A 19,439-nucleotide genomic window follows, 5' to 3' on the forward strand; every position below is an offset into this window, starting at 1 on the left:
GGCGCGGGGGAACGGCGCGCTCAGCCACGGACAGCCCGCGCCGAACACCCGACCCGCAGCCCCCACACCCGGCGCCGCGAGCCCCCGCACCCAACCGCTCGACCCGGCGGAGCGCCTACGCCGGGACGAGCAGCCGTCCGCGCCGCGCCTCCGCCACCGCCGCGGGTGTCAGGACGGGCCGCGGCACGACGATCCCGCAACCCCGGCAGACCGGACCCGACGACGGTTCGTGGGCCAGGTCGTACTTCCACGCGAGGCGCCCCCCGGTGCACACCGGGCAGACCGCCCCGGGCTCCCGCTCCAGCGCGGCGATCAGCCGGCTCAGTACCTCGGCCATGGGCTCGCGGGGATGGATCCTGGGGTCGTCGCACCACGCGACACCGAAGCCGCCCCAGGTCAGCCGGTGCCAGTCGTCCACGCTGCCCGGTCGGCGCAGCCCGTCGTGCTTCTCCTTCTTGCGACGCTCGGCGAACTCGACCTCGTAGGCGAGCCAGACGGAGCGGGCCTCCTCCAGTTCCTCCAGTGCGGCCACGAGCCGCGCCGGGTCGGGAGACCGGTCCTCGGGGCCGAAACCGGCCCGGGAACTCAGATGGTCCCAGGTCGCCCGATGCCCGTAGGGGGCGAACCGCTCAAGGCACTTGCGCAGTGAATAGCGCCGCAGTGCCAGATCACTCCTCGGATCTCGCACCTGTCTCGCCAGACTCCGGAATCCCGCCATCGCCCTGCACCTCCGTCACACCTGCACCTGTACTTCGGTCACTTCGGCGTCGTCGTCGTAAGGACGTCGCCGAGTAGACGTATCGACACGCGATTCGGCTCCCTCCGATTTCCGACGAGTGCCACAAGTCACCGGCCGAACTTCCCCGGCCTACCCCCCTTCGCCGTCCTCACCTGTGCAAACAGGTGTGAGCCGGGATACCGGGAGCCCCGGAGGATTCCCGCGGCCCGGTGATCCCCGAGGGTGTCGGCCGGGGATTCCCGTGCGGCCCCGGGACCCCCAACCACCCTGTGATCGTTAAAAGTTGACGCATGTTCATCTTCCAACTCGGGGATACCGGCGGTAACGTCCGGCCCACCCCGTCGGGAGGAGCTGCCATGCCACGGTGCACCCCACGTACCACCCTCGACAGACTGAGAACTCCCCGCAGATTCCCCAAGTTCCTGAAGGCCGTATCCATCTGCGTCCTGGTCGCCGGCCTGCTGACCCCGGTGACCCAGGCCGCCGCGGCCGGCGGTACGGCCGGGATCGCCGCGAACGACTACTGCGGCGGTCGGTGTTCCGACATCCTTCCGCCCGGTGAGAACGGCAACGCGACCCTCGCCCAGATCCTCCTCAACCAGGTCTTCGGCACCCAGCCCGACCATGCCGAGGACCAGCTCGGCCCCTACAGCAACCTCGCCGCGGGCTACTCCACGCTCACCGACGACAAGATCAACACCTTCTTCAACGACGCGTCGTTCGGTGTCGCCTCCGACCAGGTCGCCTCGACCACCAGGCCGGGCGGCCGCACTGACGTGACGATCGTGCGTGACAAGAAGTCCGGTGTGCCCCACATCACAGGTACTACCCGCTACGGCACCGAGTACGGCGCCGGATTCGCCGCGGCCCAGGACCGGCTGTGGCTGATGGACGTCTTCCGGCACGTCGGCCGCGGCCAACTGACGTCCTTCGCGGGCGGTGCCCCCTCCAACCAGGGCCTGGAGCAGGAGTTCTGGCGCAACGCGCCCTACACCGAGGCCGATCTTCAGGCGCAGATCGACAGCGCCACCGCCAACGCCGGAGCCCGCGGCACCCAGGCCCTCGCGGACGCCAACGCCTACCTCGACGGCATCAACGCCTACATCGACGCCTCCGACAGCGGCCGCTACTTCCCCGGCGAGTACGTCCTGACCGGTCACAAGGACGCCATCACCAACGCCGGCACGATCGACCACTTCAAACTCACCGACCTGGTCGCGCTGGCCTCCGTGATCGGCGCGCTGTTCGGCTCAGGAGGCGGCGGCGAGGTCAACAACGCGCTCTCGCTGCTCGCCGCGCAGTCCCAGTACGGCGTGACCGAGGGCACCAGGGTCTGGGAGTCCTTCCGCGAGCGCAACGACCCCGAGGCCGTGCTCACCGTCCACAACGGCGAGAGCTTCCCGTACGCCACCAAGCCCGACACCGCGCAGGGCGAGGCGCTGCCCGACGCGGGTTCGGTGGCCCAGGAGCCGCTGGTCTACGACCGCACCGGCAGCGCCGGCACCGCCAAGGCGACCGGTGCCTCGGCCACGGCGGCCGCGACGACCCTCACCTCGGCCAAGCGCGGGATGTCCAACGCCCTCGTGGTGAGCGGCGAGGCCACCGCCAGCGGCCACCCGATCGCCGTCTTCGGCCCGCAGACCGGCTACTTCGCCCCACAGCTCCTCATGCTCCAGGAGATCCAGGGCCCGGGTCTCAGCGCCCGCGGCGCCTCCTTCGCGGGACTGAGCATGTACGTCGAGCTCGGCCGCGGCCAGGACTACTCCTGGAGCGCGACGACGTCCGGCCAGGACATCATCGACACCTACGCCGTCGAGCTGTGCCAGGACGACTTCCACTACCTCTACCACGGCACCTGTACCGCCATGGACAAGGTCGAGCGGTCCAACTCCTGGAAGCCGACCACGGCCGACGGCACCGCGGCGGGTTCCTACCGCATGCAGGTCTACCGGACCAAGTACGGTCCCGTGGAGTACCGCGCGACGGTCGGTGGCAAGAAGGTCGCCTACACCACCCTGCGCTCCTCCTACATGCACGAGGCCGACTCGATCATCGGCTTCCAGATGCTCAACGACCCGGACTACGTGAAGAGCCCCGCGACCTTCCAGAGCGCGGTGCAGCACATCAACTACACCTTCAACTGGTTCTACGCCGACTCCGCGCACACCGCTTACTACAACAGTGGCGACAACCCGGTACGGGCGAGCGGTGTCGACGCCGAGTTCCCGGTCTGGGCGCAGGCCCCCTACGAGTGGCAGAACTGGGATCCGGCCACGAACACCGCCGCCTACACCCCGGCGTCCGCCCACCCCAACTCCACCGACCAGGACTACTACATCTCCTGGAACAACAAGCAGGCCAAGGACTACACCACGGCGCCGTGGGGCGACGGTTCCGTGCACCGCGGCAACCTCCTGGAGGACCGGGTGAAGAAGCTGGTCGCCGCGGGCGGGGTGACCAGGTCCTCGCTGACCAGGGCGATGGCCGACGCGGCGCTGGCCGACCTGCGGGCCGAGGACGTGCTGCCGAAGCTGCTCCAGGTCGTCAGGAGTTCGCCGGTCACCGACACCACGGCCGCCGCCGCGGTGACCAAGCTGTCCGACTGGGTGACGGCCGGGGCCCGGCGCAAGGAGACGTCGGCCGGCTCGAAGACCTACGGCAACGCCGACGCGATCCGCATCCTGGACGCCTGGTGGCCGCTGCTGGTCAAGGCCGAGTTCACGCCGGGTCTCGGCACCGACCTCTACACCGCCTTCACCGCCAACCTGCCCGTCGACGAGTCGCCGTCGGCGGCGCACGGCCCGACCGGCGCGCACGCGGGCAGCTCCTTCCAGTACGGCTGGTGGAGTTATGTCGACAAGGACATCAGGGCGGTGCTGGGCCGGCCGGTCCAGGGCGGGCTGGCGCAGAAGTACTGCGGCGGCGGCAGCCTGAGCGCCTGCCGGGACATCCTGATCAGCACGCTCAAGACGGCCTCGGGCCTGACCGCCGCCCAGGTCTACCCCGGGGACGACCAGTGCTCGGCGGGTGACCAGTGGTGCGCCGACTCGATCGTCCAGCGGGCGCTCGGCGGCATCAAGCACGGCAGGATCACCTGGCAGAACCGGCCGACGTACCAGCAGGTCGTGGAGTACACGTCGCACCGCTGATCCCGGTCGCGCCGTCGACACCCGCCCGGCGGCGGGACGCTCACCCGTCCCGCCGCCGGGACACCCCTCAGGCGTAGAGCAGATGGGCCTTCCGGGTCCGCCGGAAGGCCTCCAGTTCGTCCCGCCAGGACGCCACGACCTCGTCGGCCGTCGCCCCCGCGTCGATCATGGTGCGCACGCCGGTGGAGCCGGTCAGTTTGTCGATCCAGTTGTCGGAGCGCCAGGCGAAGCCGCTCCAGACCTTCCTGGCGGTCACCAGGAGCGCGATGCCGGTTCGGACGGGGTCGAACGCCGCCCGGTCGTGCACATGGATCTGCACGCCGCCGATGGTCGTGCCCGCGAACTTGGAGAAGGTGGGGGCGAAATAGGCCTCCCTGAAGTGCACGCCCGGCAGCCCCAGGCCACCGACCGCCCCGGCCCACCGGCCGTCCAGGCCCTCCGCGCCGAGCAGTTCGAACGGCCGTGTGGTGCCCCGTCCCTCCGACAGGTTCGTCCCCTCGAAGAGACAGGTACCGGAGTACACCAGAGCGGTGTCGGCCGTCGGCATGTTCGGACTCGGCGGCACCCAGGGGAGGCCGGAGGCGTCGTAGAAGTCCGCCCGTTTCCAGCCCGACATCTGGACGGTGTCCAGCGCCACCGGCTTCGTCAGGAACTCGGCGTTGAACAGCCGCGCCAGCTCCGCCACCGTCATCCCGTGGGCCTGCGCGATCGGCTGCCGGCCGACGAAGCTCGCGAACTCCTTGTGCAGCACCGGCCCCAGGGCGGCCCGTCCGGTCACCGGGTTCGGCCGGTCCAGCACCACGAAGCGCTTGCCCGCCAGCCGGGCCGCCTCCATGCAGTCGTACAGCGTCCAGATGTACGTGTAGAAGCGCGCGCCCGCGTCCTGGATGTCGAAGACCACGGTGTCCACGCCGGAGGCGGTGAAGACGTCGGCGAGCGGCTGCCCGCTCTTGAGATAGGTGTCGTAGACGGGCAGTCCGGTCGCCGGGTCGTCGTAGCGGCCCTCCGAGCCGCCCGCCTGCGCGGTGCCGCGGAAGCCGTGCTCCGGGCCGAAGACGGCGACCAGGTTCACCCGGGCGTCGGCGTGCATGACGTCGACGATGTGGCGCACGTCCGCGGTGACGCCGGTGGGGTTCGTCACGATCCCGACCCTGCGGCCGTGCAGGAGCGCGTAGCCGTCGCCCCGGAGGCGCTCGAAGCCGGTGCGGACGGGGTGGCCGGTGGACGCCGCGGTCATGGCGGTGGGGACCGCCGTCCCGGTCATGGCGGCGGGGACCGCCGTCAGGCCGGCCGCCGCGGTGGCCGTGAGAAGGGCTCGTCGGGAGAGGCGCATGGGGGACCTCCGTGATCGCGGAAGGGGCACCGGCACGCTATGCGCAACCGCCCGACGTGCGGAACCCGCCGGTGCCCGTCACCTGGCCGGACCCGCGCGGCTCATCCGCACCATGTCACACTCCCAGGCACCCCGCACGGGACCGACGCCCCTTCCCTTGCAACATACCGACTGGTTAGTCTGGCGTCGCAGCAGAGCCGACCGTGTGCGGGGCCCACTGCTCGCAGAGCCGATTGGCGTCGCGTCGAAGGAGACCGATGGTGGAAGCCGTGCAGGATGCGGGAGTGGTCGTCACCGGTGCGGGAGGCGGCATCGGAGCCGCGCTGGCCCGCCGCTTCGCCGCCGAGGGAGCCAGAGTCGTCGTCAACGACCTCGACGCCGACAAGGCCCGTGCCGTGGCCGACGAGATCGGCGGCACCGCGGTCCCCGGCGACGCGTCCACGATCGTGACCGAGGCCCGGGACGCCCTCGGCGGCACGATCGACGTCTACTGCGCCAACGCGGGCGTCGCCTCGGGCGGCACCGAGGCGGCCGGCGAGCAGGTCTGGGAGCTCGCCTGGGACGTCAACGTGATGGCCCACGTCCGCGCCGCCCACGAGCTGCTCCCGGCCTGGCTGGAGCGCGGCAGTGGCCGGTTCGTCTCCACCGTCTCCGCCGCCGGACTGCTCACGATGATCGGCGCCGCGCCCTACAGCGTCACCAAGCACGGCGCGTACGCCTTCGCCGAGTGGCTGTCGCTGACCTACCGCCACCGGGGCCTGAAGGTGCACGCGATCTGCCCGCAGGGGGTGCGCACCGACATGCTCGACGCCACCGGCAGCGCGGGCGACCTGGTGCTCCAGCCGACCGCCATCGAGCCGGAGGACGTCGCGAACGCCCTCTTCGCGGGGATCGAGGAGGACCGCTTCCTGATCCTGCCGCACACCGAGGTGGCCGGCTACTACCAGGTGCGGGCGGCGGAACCGGACCGCTGGCTGACGAACATGAACCACATCCAGCAGAAGTGGGAGGCGGGCCGGTGACCACCTATGCGGACCGCCCCTGGGTGGGCCTCCTCAGCGACGCGCAGAACGCGCCCGTGAATCCCGCCGACTCCCTGGTGCACGCTCTGCGCGCGGCCGTGCGGGACGTTCCGGACCGCACCGCGCTCGCCTACTTCGACGGCCGGCTGAGCTACCGCGAGGTGGACGAGCTGAGCGACTCGGTCGCCGGGCACCTCGCCGCCCGCGGTCTGGAGCGCGGCGACCGGGTCGCGATCCTGCTGCAGAACTCCCCGCACTTCGTGCTCGCGCTGCTCGGGGCCTGGAAGGCCGGCGCGACCGTCGTGCCGGTCAACCCCATGTACAAGTCGGGCGAGGTACGCCACGTCCTGCACGACGCGGACGTACGCGCCCTGGTCTGCTCCGACCGGGCGTGGGAGTCGTATCTGCGCGAGACGGCGGCCGACTCGACCGTGAGCATCGTCCTCACCGGCTGCGAACTGGACTTCCAGACCCGCGACGACACGCGGGTGCTGACCTTCGGGCGGCTTCCGCGGGCCGCCGACGCCGACGACCTCGGGACGGTCGCCGCGCAGGGGCACAAGGCCCCCGAGGGCCGCGACGCGGGCCCCTCGGACATCGCGCTGATCAGCTACACCTCCGGTACCAGCGGGACACCCAAGGGCGCCACCAACACGCACGGCAACATCATGTACAACGCCGAGCGGCAGCGGACCGGTCTCGCCCTGCCCGAGGCGCCGGTGTACTTCGCGATGGCGCCCCTGTTCCACATCACCGGCATGGTCTGCCAGCTCGCCGCCTGCCTCAACAGCGAGGGCACACTGGTCCTCGCCTACCGCTTCGAGGCGGGGGTCGTGCTCGACGCGTTCGCCGAGCACCGGCCGCTCTACACCGTCGGCCCCTCGACCGCCTTCATGGCCCTGGCCGCCCATCCGTCCGTCACGCCGGACCACTTCTCGTCCTTCGTGAACATCTCCTCCGGCGGCGCGCCCCTGCCGCCGGCCCTGGTGGAGAAGTTCCGCGCCGGATTCGGGCCCTACATCCGCAACGGCTACGGGCTCACCGAGTGCACCGCGCCGTGCGCCTCCGTACCGCCGGGCCGGGAAGCCCCCGTCGACCCGGTCTCGGGCACGCTGGCCGTCGGTCTGCCGGGCCCGGACAGCGTCGTACGCATCGTCGACGAGCAGGGCCGGGAGGTCCCGTTCGGGGAACAGGGCGAGATCCTCGTCAGGGGACCGCAGGTCGTGCCCGGATACTGGCGGCGCCCCGAGGCGACCGCCGAGACCTTCCCGGACGGGGAGCTGCGCACCGGCGACATCGGATTCATGGACCCGCAGGGCTGGCTCTACGTCGTCGACCGCAAGAAGGACATGATCAACGCGTCCGGCTTCAAGGTGTGGCCCCGCGAGGTCGAGGACGTCCTCTACACCCACCCGGCGGTCCGCGAGGCGGCCGTCGTCGGCATCCCCGACGGCTACCGCGGCGAGACCGTGAAGGCCTACATCAGCCTGCGGCCGGGCGCCGAGGAGGACCCCGACGCGCTCGCCGCGTACTGCAAGGAGAGACTGGCCGCCTACAAGTATCCGAGGTACGTGGAGATCCTGCCCGACCTGCCGAAGACGGCGAGTGGGAAGATCCTCCGTCGGGAACTGCGTACGCGCTCGCAGGGCCCGGAGTAGACGACAATCCCGGTGGACGGCGCTCCTCACCGAGCAGCGCCGTCCGCCGAACGGCGCTCTCATCGAACCACGCACGGAAGGCAGGTGGCGGCAGTGCCCAGAACGACGGACGGCGACGGTACGCCCGTCCCGCAGCGACTCCTGGCCGCCGCCACCCGGCTCTTCGCCGAGCAGGGCTACGACCGGACCTCCGTGCAGGAGATCGTCGAGGCGGCAGGCGTCACCAAGGGGGCGCTGTACCACTACTTCGGCTCGAAGGACGACCTCCTGCACGAGGTGTACGCACGCGTGCTGCGCATCCAGCAGGAGCGGCTGGACGCGTTCGCGGACTCCGACGCGCCGGTGGAGGAGCGTGTCCGGGGCGCGGCGGCCGACGTGGTCGTCACCACCATCGACAACCTCGACGACGCCTCGATCTTCTTCCGGTCGATGCATCACCTCGGCCCGGAGAAGCTCAAGCAGGTACGGTCCGAGCGGCGCCGCTACCACGAGCGGTTCCGCGCGCTGATCGAGGAGGGCCAGAAGAAGGGCGTCTTCTCCACGGCCACCCCGGCGGACCTGGTCGTCGACTACCACTTCGGCTCCGTGCACCATCTGTCGACGTGGTACAGCCCCGACGGCCCGCTCACGCCCCAGGAGGTCGCCGACCACCTGGCGGACCTGCTGCTGCGCGCACTGCGCCCGTAGTCCCCGTCCCGGAGCCCGCCCTTTCTGAATCCCTGACCCCTGGCTCCGCCCCCGGGTACGGATGGGAAGGGTGGGGGCGGCGGGGGCGAGGACCCCCACCGCCCCGGCCTCACACGTACTTCTTGATCTCCCGCCGCGCCAGCGACCGCTGGTGCACCTCGTCCGGGCCGTCGGCGAGCATCAGCGTCCGCGCACTCGCCCACAACTCGGCGAGCGGGAAGTCCTGACTCACACCCCCCGCACCGTGCAGCTGCACCGCCTTGTCGAGGACGTCGACGACCGTGCGCGGGGTGGCGATCTTGATGGCCTGGATCTCGGTGTGGGCACCCTTGTTGCCGACCGTGTCCATCATCCACGCGGTCTTCAGCACCAGCAGCCGCAGCTGCTCGACGGCGACCCGCGCGTCGGCGATCCAGTTCTGGACCACGCCCTGCTGGGCCAGCGGCTTGCCGAACGCCGTGCGGGACACCGCCCGCCTGCACATCAGCTCGATCGCCCGCTCGGCCATGCCGATCAGCCGCATGCAGTGGTGGATGCGGCCGGGTCCGAGCCGCGCCTGGGCGATCGCGAAGCCGCCCCCCTCCTCGCCGACCAGGTTGGTCACGGGCACCCGCGCCCCGTGGAAGACGACCTCCGCGTGCCCGCCGTGGGAGTGGTCCTCGTAGCCGTACACCTGCATGGCGCGCCGGACTTCGACTCCCGGCGTGTCGCGCGGGACCAGCACCATGGACTGCTGGCGGCGGATGTCCGGCCCGTCCGGATCCGTCTTGCCCATCACGATGAAGATCCGGCAGTCCGGGTTCATCGCCCCGGAGATGTACCACTTGCGGCCGGTGACGACGTACTCGTCGCCGTCCCGCTCGATGCGCGTGGTGATGTTGGTGGCGTCGGAGGAGGCCACCTCCGGTTCGGTCATCGCGAACGCCGAGCGGATCTCACCGGCGAGCAGCGGCTCCAGCCACTGCTTCTTCTGCCGCTCGTCGCCGAACTGCGCGAGCACCTCCATGTTGCCGGTGTCCGGCGCCGCGCAGTTCAGCGCGGTCGGCGCCAGGTGCGGGCTGCGGCCGGTGATCTCGGCGAGCGGCGCGTACTGGAGGTTGGTGAGCCCGGCGCCGTGCTCGGCGTCGGGCAGGAAGAGATTCCACAGGCCCTGCCTGCGTGCCTCGGCCTTCAACTCCCCGACCACGGCGGGCGTGTCCCACGGCGAGGCCAGCAGGGCGCGCTGCTCCTCCGCCACCGTCTCCGCCGGATACACGTACTCGTCCATGAAGGCGAGCAGCCTGTCCCGCAGTTCCCCGGTGCGCGCGTCGAATGCGAAGTCCATCGCGGATCAGCCTTCCTGAAGAGTGGTCAGGCCGTGCTCGATGAAGAACGGCACGAGGTCACCGATGCGGTCGAAGCCCGCGCCGACCGTCTGACCGAGCGTGTAGCGGTAGTGGATGCCCTCCAGGATCACGGCGAGCTTGAACCAGGCGAACGCCGTGTACCAGGCGACGTCGGACGCGTCGCGCCCCGAGCGCGCGGCGTACCGTTCGACGATCTCCGCCGGGTCCGGGTGTCCGGCGGCCGAAGCGGTCGTGCTGATGGGGGAGTCGGGCAGTTCCAGGGGCGCGCTGTACATCACCAGCAGGCCCAGGTCGGTCAGCGGATCGCCGAGCGTGGACATCTCCCAGTCCAGGATCGCCCTGATCCGGTCGTCGTCGCCGATCAGCACGTTGTCGAGCCGGTAGTCGCCGTGCACGACGGTGGGCGCAGGGGAGTGCGGCAGCGCGCGGCCCAGGGCCGCGTGCAGCTCGTCGATCCCGGCGAGCTCACGGTTTCTGGAGGCGTCCAACTGCTTTCCCCAGCGCCGCAGTTGCCGGTCCAGGAAGCCTTCGGGGCGGCCGAAGTCGGCGAGGCCCACCTCGGCGGGGTCCACGGCGTGCAGTTCGACGAGCGTGTCGACCAGTCCGAGCACCGCGTCCCGGGTACGCCGCGGGCCGAGCGGCGCGAGCTGCTCGGCGGTGCGGTACGGCGTGCCGTCCACGAACTCCATGACGTAGAACGGCGCGCCCAGCACCTCCACGTCCTCGCACAGCAGCACCGGGCGCGGCACCGGGACGGCCGTCGGGTGCAGTGCGCTGATCACCCGGTGTTCGCGCTTCATGTCGTGCGCGGTGGCCAGTACATGGCCGAGCGGAGGCCGCCGTACGACCCATCGCGTGGTGCCGTCCGTGACCGCGTAGGTGAGGTTCGACCGTCCGCCCTCGATCAGCCGGCCGGTCAGCGGGCCGTGCGTCAGACCGGGCAGCTCGCCGTCGAGCAGGCCGCGCAGCCGGTCGAGATCGAGACCTGGCGGGTGGTCGGGACTCATCATTTCTCCTACACGCGAGGGAGCCGGACGTGACCATGATGCCGACCAGTCGGTATGTCGTCCAGGGTGTACGCCAAACGTGATCGGCGTCTCCTCCGGGGGGCGGGGGAGACGCCGGGAGGGCGTCGAGGAGGGACGCCGGAGAGGGGCTCGGGCGAACCGGGACAGCCTTAGTGGTCGTCCCAGTGGCCGTCGTGCTCGGCGTGCCGGTGTCCGTCGTGCAGATAGTCGAGGTGGCCGCCGTGTTCGACCGCGGGGTGCCCGCAGCCCTCTCCGTGCTGGTGACCCCCGTGGTCGTCGTGCGTCATGTGGCCGCTCGGCTCGCACTCGTCCCAGTGTCCGGAGTGCTCGCGGTGAAGGTGTCCGTCGTGCGCGTAGTCGACGTGGTCCCCGTGCGGCACCGCGGTGTGCCCGCAGGCCGGACCGTGGGTGTGCTGGTGGGCCGTGTGCTCCGGATGGAGGGTGGTCATGGTGCTCACCTTCGTGCGTGGTGGGGATTCGTGCGTGACGGGAATTCGTGCGTGGTGGGGATTCGTGCGTGACGGGAATTCGTGCGTGGTGGGGATTCGTGCCCGGCGGGAAGCGACGGCTCAGGCTAGCGCCACAAAGCATTACATTTCCGCCAATTCGCCATCGGTCGGGCATGTGTGCCGTCCGGGGGCGGTGCGGAAGACCCGGGCGTGCGGAAGACCGGGCATACGGAAGGCCAGGCGTAGGGAGGACCGTGCGTACGGGTGGCGAGGACCGGGGCCGTGCCCGGCGCCCGGGTTCTCAGAAGACCAGTGCCGCCGCGCAGACCGCGAGCGCGACCGTGCACAGGGTCGCGGCCGCGGCCTGCCGCGGTGCGAGAGTGGGCGGCCCGGCGGGGCCGGACGCGGCCAGCGCCCGGATGCGGCGGTTCGCGATCGCCAGGAATCCCAGCCACAGCGCGCCGCACAGGACACCGGCCACGACACCGGTCGCCGAAGGTCCGCCGTGCAGTGCCGCCTTCGCCGCCAGCACCGCGGCGACGGTGCTCGACAGGGTCGTGCGCCGCCACGCGAGCCGGGTGCGCTCCGGCTGCAGTCCCGGATCCCGCTCCGGGACGGGCGCGGTCATCCTTCCCAGCCGACGAGGACGACGACGACCATCGCGACCGCGACCACCGCGACCGCGATGCCCAGCAGTGCCGGGAAGCGCGACACGGGGAGGTCGTCCCCCCGCCGCATCGCCCGCTCGCAGCGCACCCAGTGGTTGACCGCCCGCAGCGAGCAGAGCACGCCCGACGCCAGCAGGGCCAGCGCGAGACCGACCCGCCAGGCCCATCGCAGGTCGGGCAGGAACTGGTCGACGGCGAAGCCTCCCCCGATCAGCGCCAGCGCGGTGCGCAGCCAGGCCAGGAAGGTGCGCTCGTTGGCCAGCGAGAACCGGTAGTCGGGAGTGCGACCTTCCTGCCGGACCTCCTCGGGCGCGAACCACAGCCGGACGTTCCGCACGAATTCGATCACGTGCGGGACCCTACTCGGCCGTGCCGCGGCGCAGGCCGCCACCGTCTGGCGGCGCGAGGAGTCAGCCCGCCGCCCGGTGTTCCCGCAGGCGCTCGTACGCCGCCAGCCCGTCCGGCACCCACGTCCACTCCGTCAGGCGCCGCTCCACCTCTTCCTCGGTGAGGAAGGTGTGCCAGGCGACCTCTTCCACCTGCGGGTCCACCGGGAGGTCGCAGCGGACCTCGTAGACGGCGGACCACCAGGTCCGCCCCGCGCCGTCGTCGTAGAGGAACTTGAAGAGCGGGACGGGGCCGGGGAGCCCGGAGACGCCCAGTTCCTCCTCGGCCTCGCGCAGGGCGGCGGAGTCGTACGACTCGCCCGCGCCCACCACCCCGCCGACGAACATGTCGTACAGGGAGGGGAAGACGAGCTTGGTGGCGGTGCGGCGGTGGACGAAGAGCCGGCCGTCCGCGTCCCGGGCCTGGACGAACACGCACCGGTGGCGGAGTCCGCGCGCGTACGCCTCCGCGCGCGGGGACTGCCCGACGACCACGTCGTTCTCGTCCACGATGTCGAGGATCTCGTCAGCGGCACTCATACGTCCATCCAACCAGCCCGGTGCGACGGGTCCCGGCCAACCAGCTCCGCGCGACCGGCTCCATCCGCCCGGTCTCATCCGGCCGCCCCGTCCGCCGGGCCCCGTCGAGCCGGTCGCGTTCGCCCGGCTCCATCCGCCCGAGCTCCATCGAACCGGCCCCGTTCGACCGGCCGCGTCCAACCGGCTGTTCGGCCGGCCTCCGCCAGTCAACCCATCCGTCCGACAGCTCCCGTCCGACAGCTCCCGTCCAACAGCTCCGGTCCAACAGCTCCGGTCCAACAGCTCCGATCCAACGGCCCCGTCCCACCGCCCCCGGTCGGCCGCACCGTTAGGGCCGTCTCCCGCGGGGCCCCGGGGCGTTCGCGCCCCCGGTCCCTCCGTCATGCTCCGATTCCGGGCGGCCACGCGATGCCGAGGGGCCGGGGCGTGCCGCTCCGTCGGCGGGGGTGTTTCCGGGGTGACGCGTGCCGTTCGGCCGATCGGGTGACCGTGCCGCGCGTGGGCGGTGCCGCTCACCGGGCCGACCGCACGGTCCGCCGGGCCGCACGGTCCGCCGGGCACACGGTTCACCCGGCCGCGCGGTCCACCGGGCCGCGGGGACCGTCGTACCCGCCCGGCCGGAGCGGGGCCCCGCTCCGGCCCTCTCAGCGTCGCTGGAGATCCCGCGCGGGCCGCGTCCTCTTCGTGCCGGCCGGCATCGCGGGGTGCATCCCGAGCAGCACGATGCCCGTCACGATCGCCGCGAGGCCGGCCGCCTCCCAGGTGAGTGCGCCCACGTCGGTCCGCAGCCGGTCCCCGAGGAACCCCACCCCGCAGAGGATCCCGGCGAGCGGCTGGGCGGCGGTGAGCGCGGGCAGCGACATCCGCAGCTCCGCCGTCTCGAAGGCGCTCTGCACGAGCACCAGCCCCGACACGCCGAGGACCAGCACCCCGTAGGGCTGCCAGCTGATGAGCAGTTCGCCCCAGCCGCCCTCGCCGAACCGCTGCCCGCTCACCCGGGTGAGCGCGTCCTGCACCCCGTACAGCACCCCCGCGGCCAGGGCGAGCAGCACCGGAGCGGCACCGAGCCGGGAACGTCTGGCGTACGTGGTGAGGAGCAGTGCGAGCCCGATCATGGCGCCGATGATCAGCCAGTGCCGCAGGGGATCGGACACCGCGTCACCGCCCTTGGGCCGGCCCGCCAGGATGAACGCGGTCACTCCGCCCGCGAGCAGGGCGAGCCCGGACCAGCCCTGGCGGCCCAGCGACTTCTTCGTCTGGTGGCGGGAGAGGCCGAGCGCGAACAGCAGGTTGGTCGCGAGGAGCGGTTCCACCTGGGAGACCTCGCCCTTGCCGAGGGCGATCGCGCCGAGGACCATGCCGCACACCATGAGTGCGATGCCGCCGAGCCAGCGCGGCACCCGGATGAGGTCGAGCAGCAGACGGGGGGAGAGGAAGTCGTTGAGCGGGGCGTGCGACGCGGCGTTCTGCTGGAGCACGAAGCCGAAACCCAGACAACAGGCGGCGCTCACCGAGAGAATCAGAACGAGAAGCGACACGCTGGGTACCTCGATGCATCCGGGGTCGGATCGGGTCACGGGTGCGTATCCCGCCGACTGTAGTGCCACCCGCCGGGCGCCGCCCATGGAGTGTCCGCAACAGGATGGTTGACTCGGTCACTCCTCTTGCCGAAGGATCTGACCGATCAGTAACAACGGCGGGCCGGTCAACGGCTGTCCCGATCGGTCCCCGCCGATGTCCTGAACGCCACTTTCCTATCAACCAGCCGTGACGACGGTCACCTGTGACGACGGCGACCTGTGACGAAGCCGACATGCGCCGTCGTCATGCGCCGTTGTCATGCCGAGAGGACGGGCCCATGGCCTACGACGCAGATGTGATCGTGATCGGAGCGGGTCTCGCGGGGCTCGCCGCGACCGCGGAGCTCGTCGACGCGGGCCGCAAGGTGATCCTGCTCGACCAGGAGCCGGAGCAGTCGATCGGCGGCCAGGCGCACTGGTCCTTCGGCGGTCTCTTCTTCGTGAACTCGCCCGAGCAGCGCCGGATGCGCATCAGGGACAGTCATGAGCTCGCCCTCCAGGACTGGATGGGCACGGCGGGCTTCGACCGCGTCGAGGACCACTGGCCGCGCCGCTGGGCCGAGGCGTATGTGGACTTCGCGGCCGGTGAGAAGCGGCCCTGGCTGCACCGGCAGGGCGTGCGCTTCTTCCCGGTGGTGGGCTGGGCGGAGCGCGGCGGCTACGACGCCAACGGCCACGGGAACTCCGTACCCCGCTTCCACATCACGTGGGGGACCGGGCCCGGACTGGTCGCCCCCTTCGAACGGCGGGTGCGGGCCGGCGTCGAGCGCGGTCTCGTCGAGCTCAGGTTCCGCCACCGGGTCACCGGCCTGTCCCGCAGCGCGGGCGCCGTCGACACGGTCACCGGCGAGATCCTGGAACCGTCCGCGATCGAACGCGGCGAGCCCAGCGGGCGGACGGTGACCGGGGCGTTCGAACTGAAGGCGCAGGCGGTGATCGTCACCTCGGGCGGTATCGGCGGCGACCACGACCTGGTGCGCGCCAACTGGCCCGAGCGGCTGGGTACTCCGCCCGAGCGGATGATCTCCGGAGTGCCGGCGCACGTCGACGGCAGGATGCTCGGGATCGCCGAGGAGACCGGCGCGCACCTGATCAACCGCGACCGCATGTGGCACTACACCGAGGGGATCCAGAACTGGAACCCCATCTGGGAGAACCACGGCATCCGCATCCTGCCCGGCCCGTCCTCGCTCTGGCTGGACGCGCGTGGCAACCGGCTGCCGGTGCCGCTCTTCCCCGGCTTCGACACGCTCGGCACGCTCGAACACATCATGAGGACCGGGTACGACTACACGTGGTTCGTGCTCGATCAGAAGATCATCGGCAAGGAGTTCGCGCTCTCGGGCTCGGAACAGAATCCCGACCTGACCGGGAAGTCGGTCAAGGGTGTCTTCGGGCGGGCGCGCGCCGACGTGCCCGGCCCGGTCAAGGCGTTCATGGACAACGGCGCCGACTTCGTGGTCGAGAAGGATCTGGGCGCGCTCGTGCGCGGCATGAACGCGCTCACCAAGGAGCCGCTGATCGACGAGGCCGCGCTGCGCCGCGAGATCGTCGCGCGCGACCGGGAGGTCGCCAACCCGTTCACCAAGGACCTCCAGGTGACGGCCATCCGCGGGGCCCGCAACTACCTCGGCGACAAACTGATCCGCACCGCCGCGCCGCACCGCATCCTGGACCCGAAGGCGGGTCCGCTCATCGCCGTACGCCTCCACATCCTCACCCGCAAGTCGCTGGGCGGCCTGGAGACGGACCTCTCGTCGCGGGTCCTGACCGAGGGCGGCGATCCGCTGGAAGGCGTGTACGCGGCGGGGGAGGTCGCCGGCTTCGGCGGCGGCGGAGTGCACGGCTACCGCTCCCTCGAAGGCACGTTCCTGGGCGGCTGCCTCTTCTCCGGCCGGACGGCGGGCCGCGCGGCCGCCGAGGCGGTGGGCTGACCCCCCTGGGCGGTCGCCCCGACGTGCGGACGCGAGAGAGGCGCCCGCACGTCCCGCCGTCATGCGCGCCTCCGCCTTCGTGAGCGTCCTGGTGTCATGCGCGCCTCCGCCTTCGTGAGCGTCCCCGCCCTGATACGCGCGCCTCGGCCCCGTCGGTCATCAACTCATGGTCACAACCGAGGAGTTGACACGTGTAGGACATCGGTCGGGCCTTGACGTGAACCCTCAGCCAAGGGTTTGCTGTCCGCGATCGCCACCTGACCAGCCGCGTCTGTGAGGAACCCTCGCGGTGTCGCCACCCCCGCCCCCTCCTCCGCTCGGCCGCGGCCGCAGAGGTTCGGCCCATGCCTTCGACGCCGCACTCGACGACGCCGAACTCGTCGTCGCGCGCTCAGCGCTGGCGCAGGGCCGCTGGACCGCGGTCCGCTCGCTGCTCGCCCTGACCGCAGACGACTGGGACCGCCGCGGCCACCGCGTCACCGCCCTCGCGCAGGAGAGCGGCACCCTCGCCTGGGCGCGCGACTGGCAACTCGCCGAGCCCGAGTCCGCCGACGCCTCCGTGCTTCTCGCCTGGGCCACCGTCCAGCGCGCCCTGCACGGCAAGGACCGTCCCGAACGGGCCCGCGAGACCTGTCACGCCGCCGCCGCGCTCGCCCCCGCCGACCCCACGCCCTGGCTCGGCCTGCTGGCCCTGGAGCGCACGCTCGGCGACGAGGCCGACGTGGTCCGGCTCTTCGACGAGGTGCGCCACCGCCACCCGGAGCACCACCAGGCCCACCACCTGATGGTCGCCCGCCTCGCCGAGCGCCGCGCCCAGGCCGGACAGGACCCGCTCCACGAGGTCTACGACTTCGCCAACTGGGCGGCCGAACAGGCCCCCGCCGACTCGCCGCTCGCGATCCTGCCCGTCGTCGCGCACGCCGAGCGCTACCGCGTGCTCGCCGGCGCGGGCAGTGAACCCGCCGATCCGACCGCCTCCGGGCACTGGGTCGGACGCCGGGCCCGCCAGGTGATGAAGGCGGCCTTCGACTGGTGGCTGGAGTGGGAGCACGACGACCACCCCCGCCGTCTCGTCGACCTCAACTTCCTCGCCCACGCGAAGTCCTGCGAGGGCCGGGGCGCCGAGGCCGCGGCCCTCTTCCACCGCATCGGTCCGCACGCCACCCCGGTGCCGTGGTCGTACCCGGACCGCGACCCGTACAAAGCCTTCCGTGCCGCCCGCGACAGCGCGCTCGGCACGGCGTGAACGACCGCTCCCAAGAACCGGACCACCGGACATCCGAAAGGACGACCCCGCGATGACGACGGGCAGTTCGAGCACATCGAGCAGTGCGAACACGGGAAGACCCGCCGCGGCCGACGGCGGCATCAGCACCTTCAAGGGGCAGGACCGTGCCCTCAAGGCCAACCGGCTGGGCACCGGAGGCCTGCTCCTGTCCGTCCTCGCCGCCACCGCCCCCCTCATGGTGGTCGCGGGTGTCATGCCCACCACATTCGCGGTGATGGGTATCGTCGGACAGCCCCTGCTCTTCGTCATCCTCGGTGTGGTGCTGGTGCTCTTCAGCGTCGGATACGCCGAGATGAGCCGCCACGTCCACAACGCGGGCGCCTTCTACGCCTACGTCGCCCGCGGTCTCGGCGGCACCGCGGGCGCGGGCGCCGCCGCGGTCGCGCTGCTCGCCTACAGCACGCTCCAGGTCGGCATCTACGGCATCTTCGGCTTCGAGGTGTCCGGGCTGTTCTCCACCTACCTCGACGTCGACATGGCCTGGTGGATACCGGCCCTGGCGGCCGTCCTGGTCGTCGGCGCGCTCGCCTGGCTGAAGGTCGACGTCAACGCGCGGGTGCTCGGCGTCCTGCTGGTCGTCGAGGTGGCGCTCGTCGTCATCTTCGACATCGCGGCCGTCGCCGATCCCGCCAAGCAAGGGCTCTCGCTGCACGCCTTCAACCCCGACACGCTCACCGGGGCCGGGGTCGGCACCGCGCTGTGCTTCTGCATCGCCGCCTTCACCGGCTTCGAACAGGCACCGGTGTACGCGGAGGAGACGAGCCGCCCGCACATCCTCGTACCCCGGGTGATGTTCCTGGCGATCGGCTTCGTCGCCGTCTTCTTCGCGATCAGCTCCTGGGCGCTGACCGTCGCCACGGGTCCCTCCGGCATCGTCGACGCCTCCCGCAAGCAGAGCGCCGGACTGCTGTTCTTCCTCACCGAGTCCCGGCTCGGAGGCACCTTCACGGACGTCCTGCACGTGCTCTTCGTGACCGGTATGTTCGCGGCACTGCTCAGCTTCCACAACGTCGTCGCGCGGTACGCCTTCGCCATGGGCCGCGAGGGGCTGCTGCCCGCCGCCTTCGGCCGGACCACCGGAGCCAGCGGCGCCCCCGGCACCGGATCGCTCCTGCAGACCGCCGTCTCCGTGATCGTCCTGGTCGCGTTCGCCGTGACCGACGACAAGCCGACCGGCGACCCGACCGCGCCCGTGCTGCACCTGTTCACCTGGGGCGGCAACGTCGGCGCGCTCGGCGTCATCCTGCTGATGGCGGCGGCCTCGCTCTCCGTCATCGTCTTCTTCGTCCGCCGCGGCGCCGCGCGGGCCCAGGCCTGGCGCCTGGTCACGGCGGCCGTCTCGGGCCTGGCCCTGCTCGTCATCGCGGGCTACACGGTCAAGGACTTCGACGTCCTGGTCGGCACCGGCCCGGACTCCACGCTCAGCCGGCTGCTGCCCGCGCTCGTCCTGGCCGCCCTGGTCGTCGGCCTGGTCCAGGGCCTGGTGCTGCGGTCCCGCGCACCCGAGGCACACGCCCGGATCGGGCTCGGCAACGAGGCCTTCCAGCTGGACAAGGCGGCGGATTCCAGGACCGGCTCCGAGGCCGGGGCCAGGACCGACTCCGAGGCCGGGTCCGGGTCCGGGTCCTGAGA

At 71.5% G+C, this 19,439-nt stretch carries 16 protein-coding genes; 7 read left to right on the top strand and 9 right to left on the bottom strand.

From position 1 onward, the window contains the following. Positions 1-115 precede the first annotated feature (115 nt). The gene (locus GFH48_RS31375) at positions 116-718 is read right to left on the bottom strand and encodes a hypothetical protein (RefSeq protein WP_153291468.1); all 603 of its coding nucleotides are present in this window, start codon (positions 716-718) and stop codon (positions 116-118) included. Between the two features lie 377 nt (positions 719-1,095). Here GFH48_RS31375 and GFH48_RS31380 point away from each other — a divergent pair, with 377 nt between their 5' ends. Further along, positions 1,096-3,888, top strand: a complete 2,793-nt coding sequence (locus GFH48_RS31380) for a penicillin acylase family protein (RefSeq protein WP_153291469.1) — start codon at positions 1,096-1,098, stop codon at positions 3,886-3,888. A 67-nt stretch (positions 3,889-3,955) separates the two neighbouring features. Here the strand turns inward: GFH48_RS31380 and GFH48_RS31385 are convergent, their stop codons facing one another. Further along, positions 3,956-5,221, bottom strand: a complete 1,266-nt coding sequence (locus GFH48_RS31385) for an exo-beta-N-acetylmuramidase NamZ family protein (RefSeq protein WP_153291470.1) — start codon at positions 5,219-5,221, stop codon at positions 3,956-3,958. A gap of 257 nt (positions 5,222-5,478) precedes the next feature. Here GFH48_RS31385 and GFH48_RS31390 point away from each other — a divergent pair, with 257 nt between their 5' ends. From GFH48_RS31390 to GFH48_RS31400, 3 genes are all read left to right on the top strand, one after another. Next, a complete protein-coding gene (locus GFH48_RS31390) occupies positions 5,479-6,243 on the top strand; it encodes an SDR family oxidoreductase (protein ID WP_153291471.1) in 765 nt (254 codons plus the stop codon). After that, positions 6,192-7,901: a class I adenylate-forming enzyme family protein gene (locus tag GFH48_RS31395; protein WP_407698728.1), complete on the top strand. Its 1,710-nt coding sequence runs from the start codon at positions 6,192-6,194 to the stop codon at positions 7,899-7,901. The genes GFH48_RS31390 and GFH48_RS31395 overlap by 52 nt, the downstream gene beginning before the upstream one ends. Positions 7,902-7,994: 93 nt before the next feature. Further along, positions 7,995-8,588, top strand: a complete 594-nt coding sequence (locus GFH48_RS31400; RefSeq protein ID WP_153291473.1) for a TetR/AcrR family transcriptional regulator — start codon at positions 7,995-7,997, stop codon at positions 8,586-8,588. A gap of 109 nt (positions 8,589-8,697) precedes the next feature. Here the strand turns inward: GFH48_RS31400 and GFH48_RS31405 are convergent, their stop codons facing one another. The 7 genes from GFH48_RS31405 to GFH48_RS31435 form a co-directional block, all read right to left on the bottom strand. Then, the gene (locus GFH48_RS31405; RefSeq protein WP_153291474.1) at positions 8,698-9,912 is read right to left on the bottom strand and encodes an acyl-CoA dehydrogenase family protein; all 1,215 of its coding nucleotides are present in this window, start codon (positions 9,910-9,912) and stop codon (positions 8,698-8,700) included. Positions 9,913-9,918: 6 nt separating this feature from the next. Continuing rightward, positions 9,919-10,941, bottom strand: a complete 1,023-nt coding sequence (locus GFH48_RS31410; RefSeq protein WP_153291475.1) for a phosphotransferase family protein — start codon at positions 10,939-10,941, stop codon at positions 9,919-9,921. Between the two features lie 170 nt (positions 10,942-11,111). Beyond that, positions 11,112-11,411: a hypothetical protein gene (locus GFH48_RS31415; RefSeq protein WP_153291476.1), complete on the bottom strand. Its 300-nt coding sequence runs from the start codon at positions 11,409-11,411 to the stop codon at positions 11,112-11,114. Between the two features lie 301 nt (positions 11,412-11,712). Next, positions 11,713-12,039 carry a DUF202 domain-containing protein gene (locus tag GFH48_RS31420; RefSeq protein ID WP_153291477.1) on the bottom strand — a complete coding sequence of 109 codons (327 nt, stop codon included), beginning with the start codon at positions 12,037-12,039 and terminating at the stop codon, positions 11,713-11,715. Beyond that, positions 12,036-12,428, bottom strand: coding sequence for a YidH family protein (locus GFH48_RS31425; RefSeq protein WP_153291478.1), 393 nt, complete (start codon positions 12,426-12,428; stop codon positions 12,036-12,038). Before GFH48_RS31425 ends, GFH48_RS31420 begins: the two co-directional genes overlap by 4 nt. 61 nt (positions 12,429-12,489) lie before the next feature. Continuing rightward, positions 12,490-13,005: an NUDIX hydrolase gene (locus tag GFH48_RS31430; protein WP_153291479.1), complete on the bottom strand. Its 516-nt coding sequence runs from the start codon at positions 13,003-13,005 to the stop codon at positions 12,490-12,492. A gap of 644 nt (positions 13,006-13,649) precedes the next feature. Then, positions 13,650-14,543, bottom strand: a complete 894-nt coding sequence (locus GFH48_RS31435; protein WP_153291480.1) for a DMT family transporter — start codon at positions 14,541-14,543, stop codon at positions 13,650-13,652. 320 nt (positions 14,544-14,863) lie between these two features. Between GFH48_RS31435 and GFH48_RS31440 the strand changes: the two genes are divergently transcribed. The 3 genes from GFH48_RS31440 (at position 14,864) to GFH48_RS31450 (ending at position 19,437) form a co-directional block, all read left to right on the top strand. After that, positions 14,864-16,519 carry an FAD-binding dehydrogenase gene (locus GFH48_RS31440; protein WP_153291481.1) on the top strand — a complete coding sequence of 552 codons (1,656 nt, stop codon included), beginning with the start codon at positions 14,864-14,866 and terminating at the stop codon, positions 16,517-16,519. Between the two features lie 289 nt (positions 16,520-16,808). Then, on the top strand, positions 16,809-17,765 hold the full coding sequence (locus GFH48_RS31445; RefSeq protein WP_153291482.1) for a hypothetical protein: 957 nt from the start codon (positions 16,809-16,811) through the stop codon (positions 17,763-17,765). A gap of 52 nt (positions 17,766-17,817) precedes the next feature. Next, positions 17,818-19,437: an APC family permease gene (locus tag GFH48_RS31450; protein WP_153291483.1), complete on the top strand. Its 1,620-nt coding sequence runs from the start codon at positions 17,818-17,820 to the stop codon at positions 19,435-19,437. The last annotated feature ends 2 nt before the right edge of the window (positions 19,438-19,439 follow it).

It is taken from the genome of Streptomyces fagopyri, assembly GCF_009498275.1.
GTDB lineage: Bacteria > Actinomycetota > Actinomycetes > Streptomycetales > Streptomycetaceae > Streptomyces > Streptomyces fagopyri.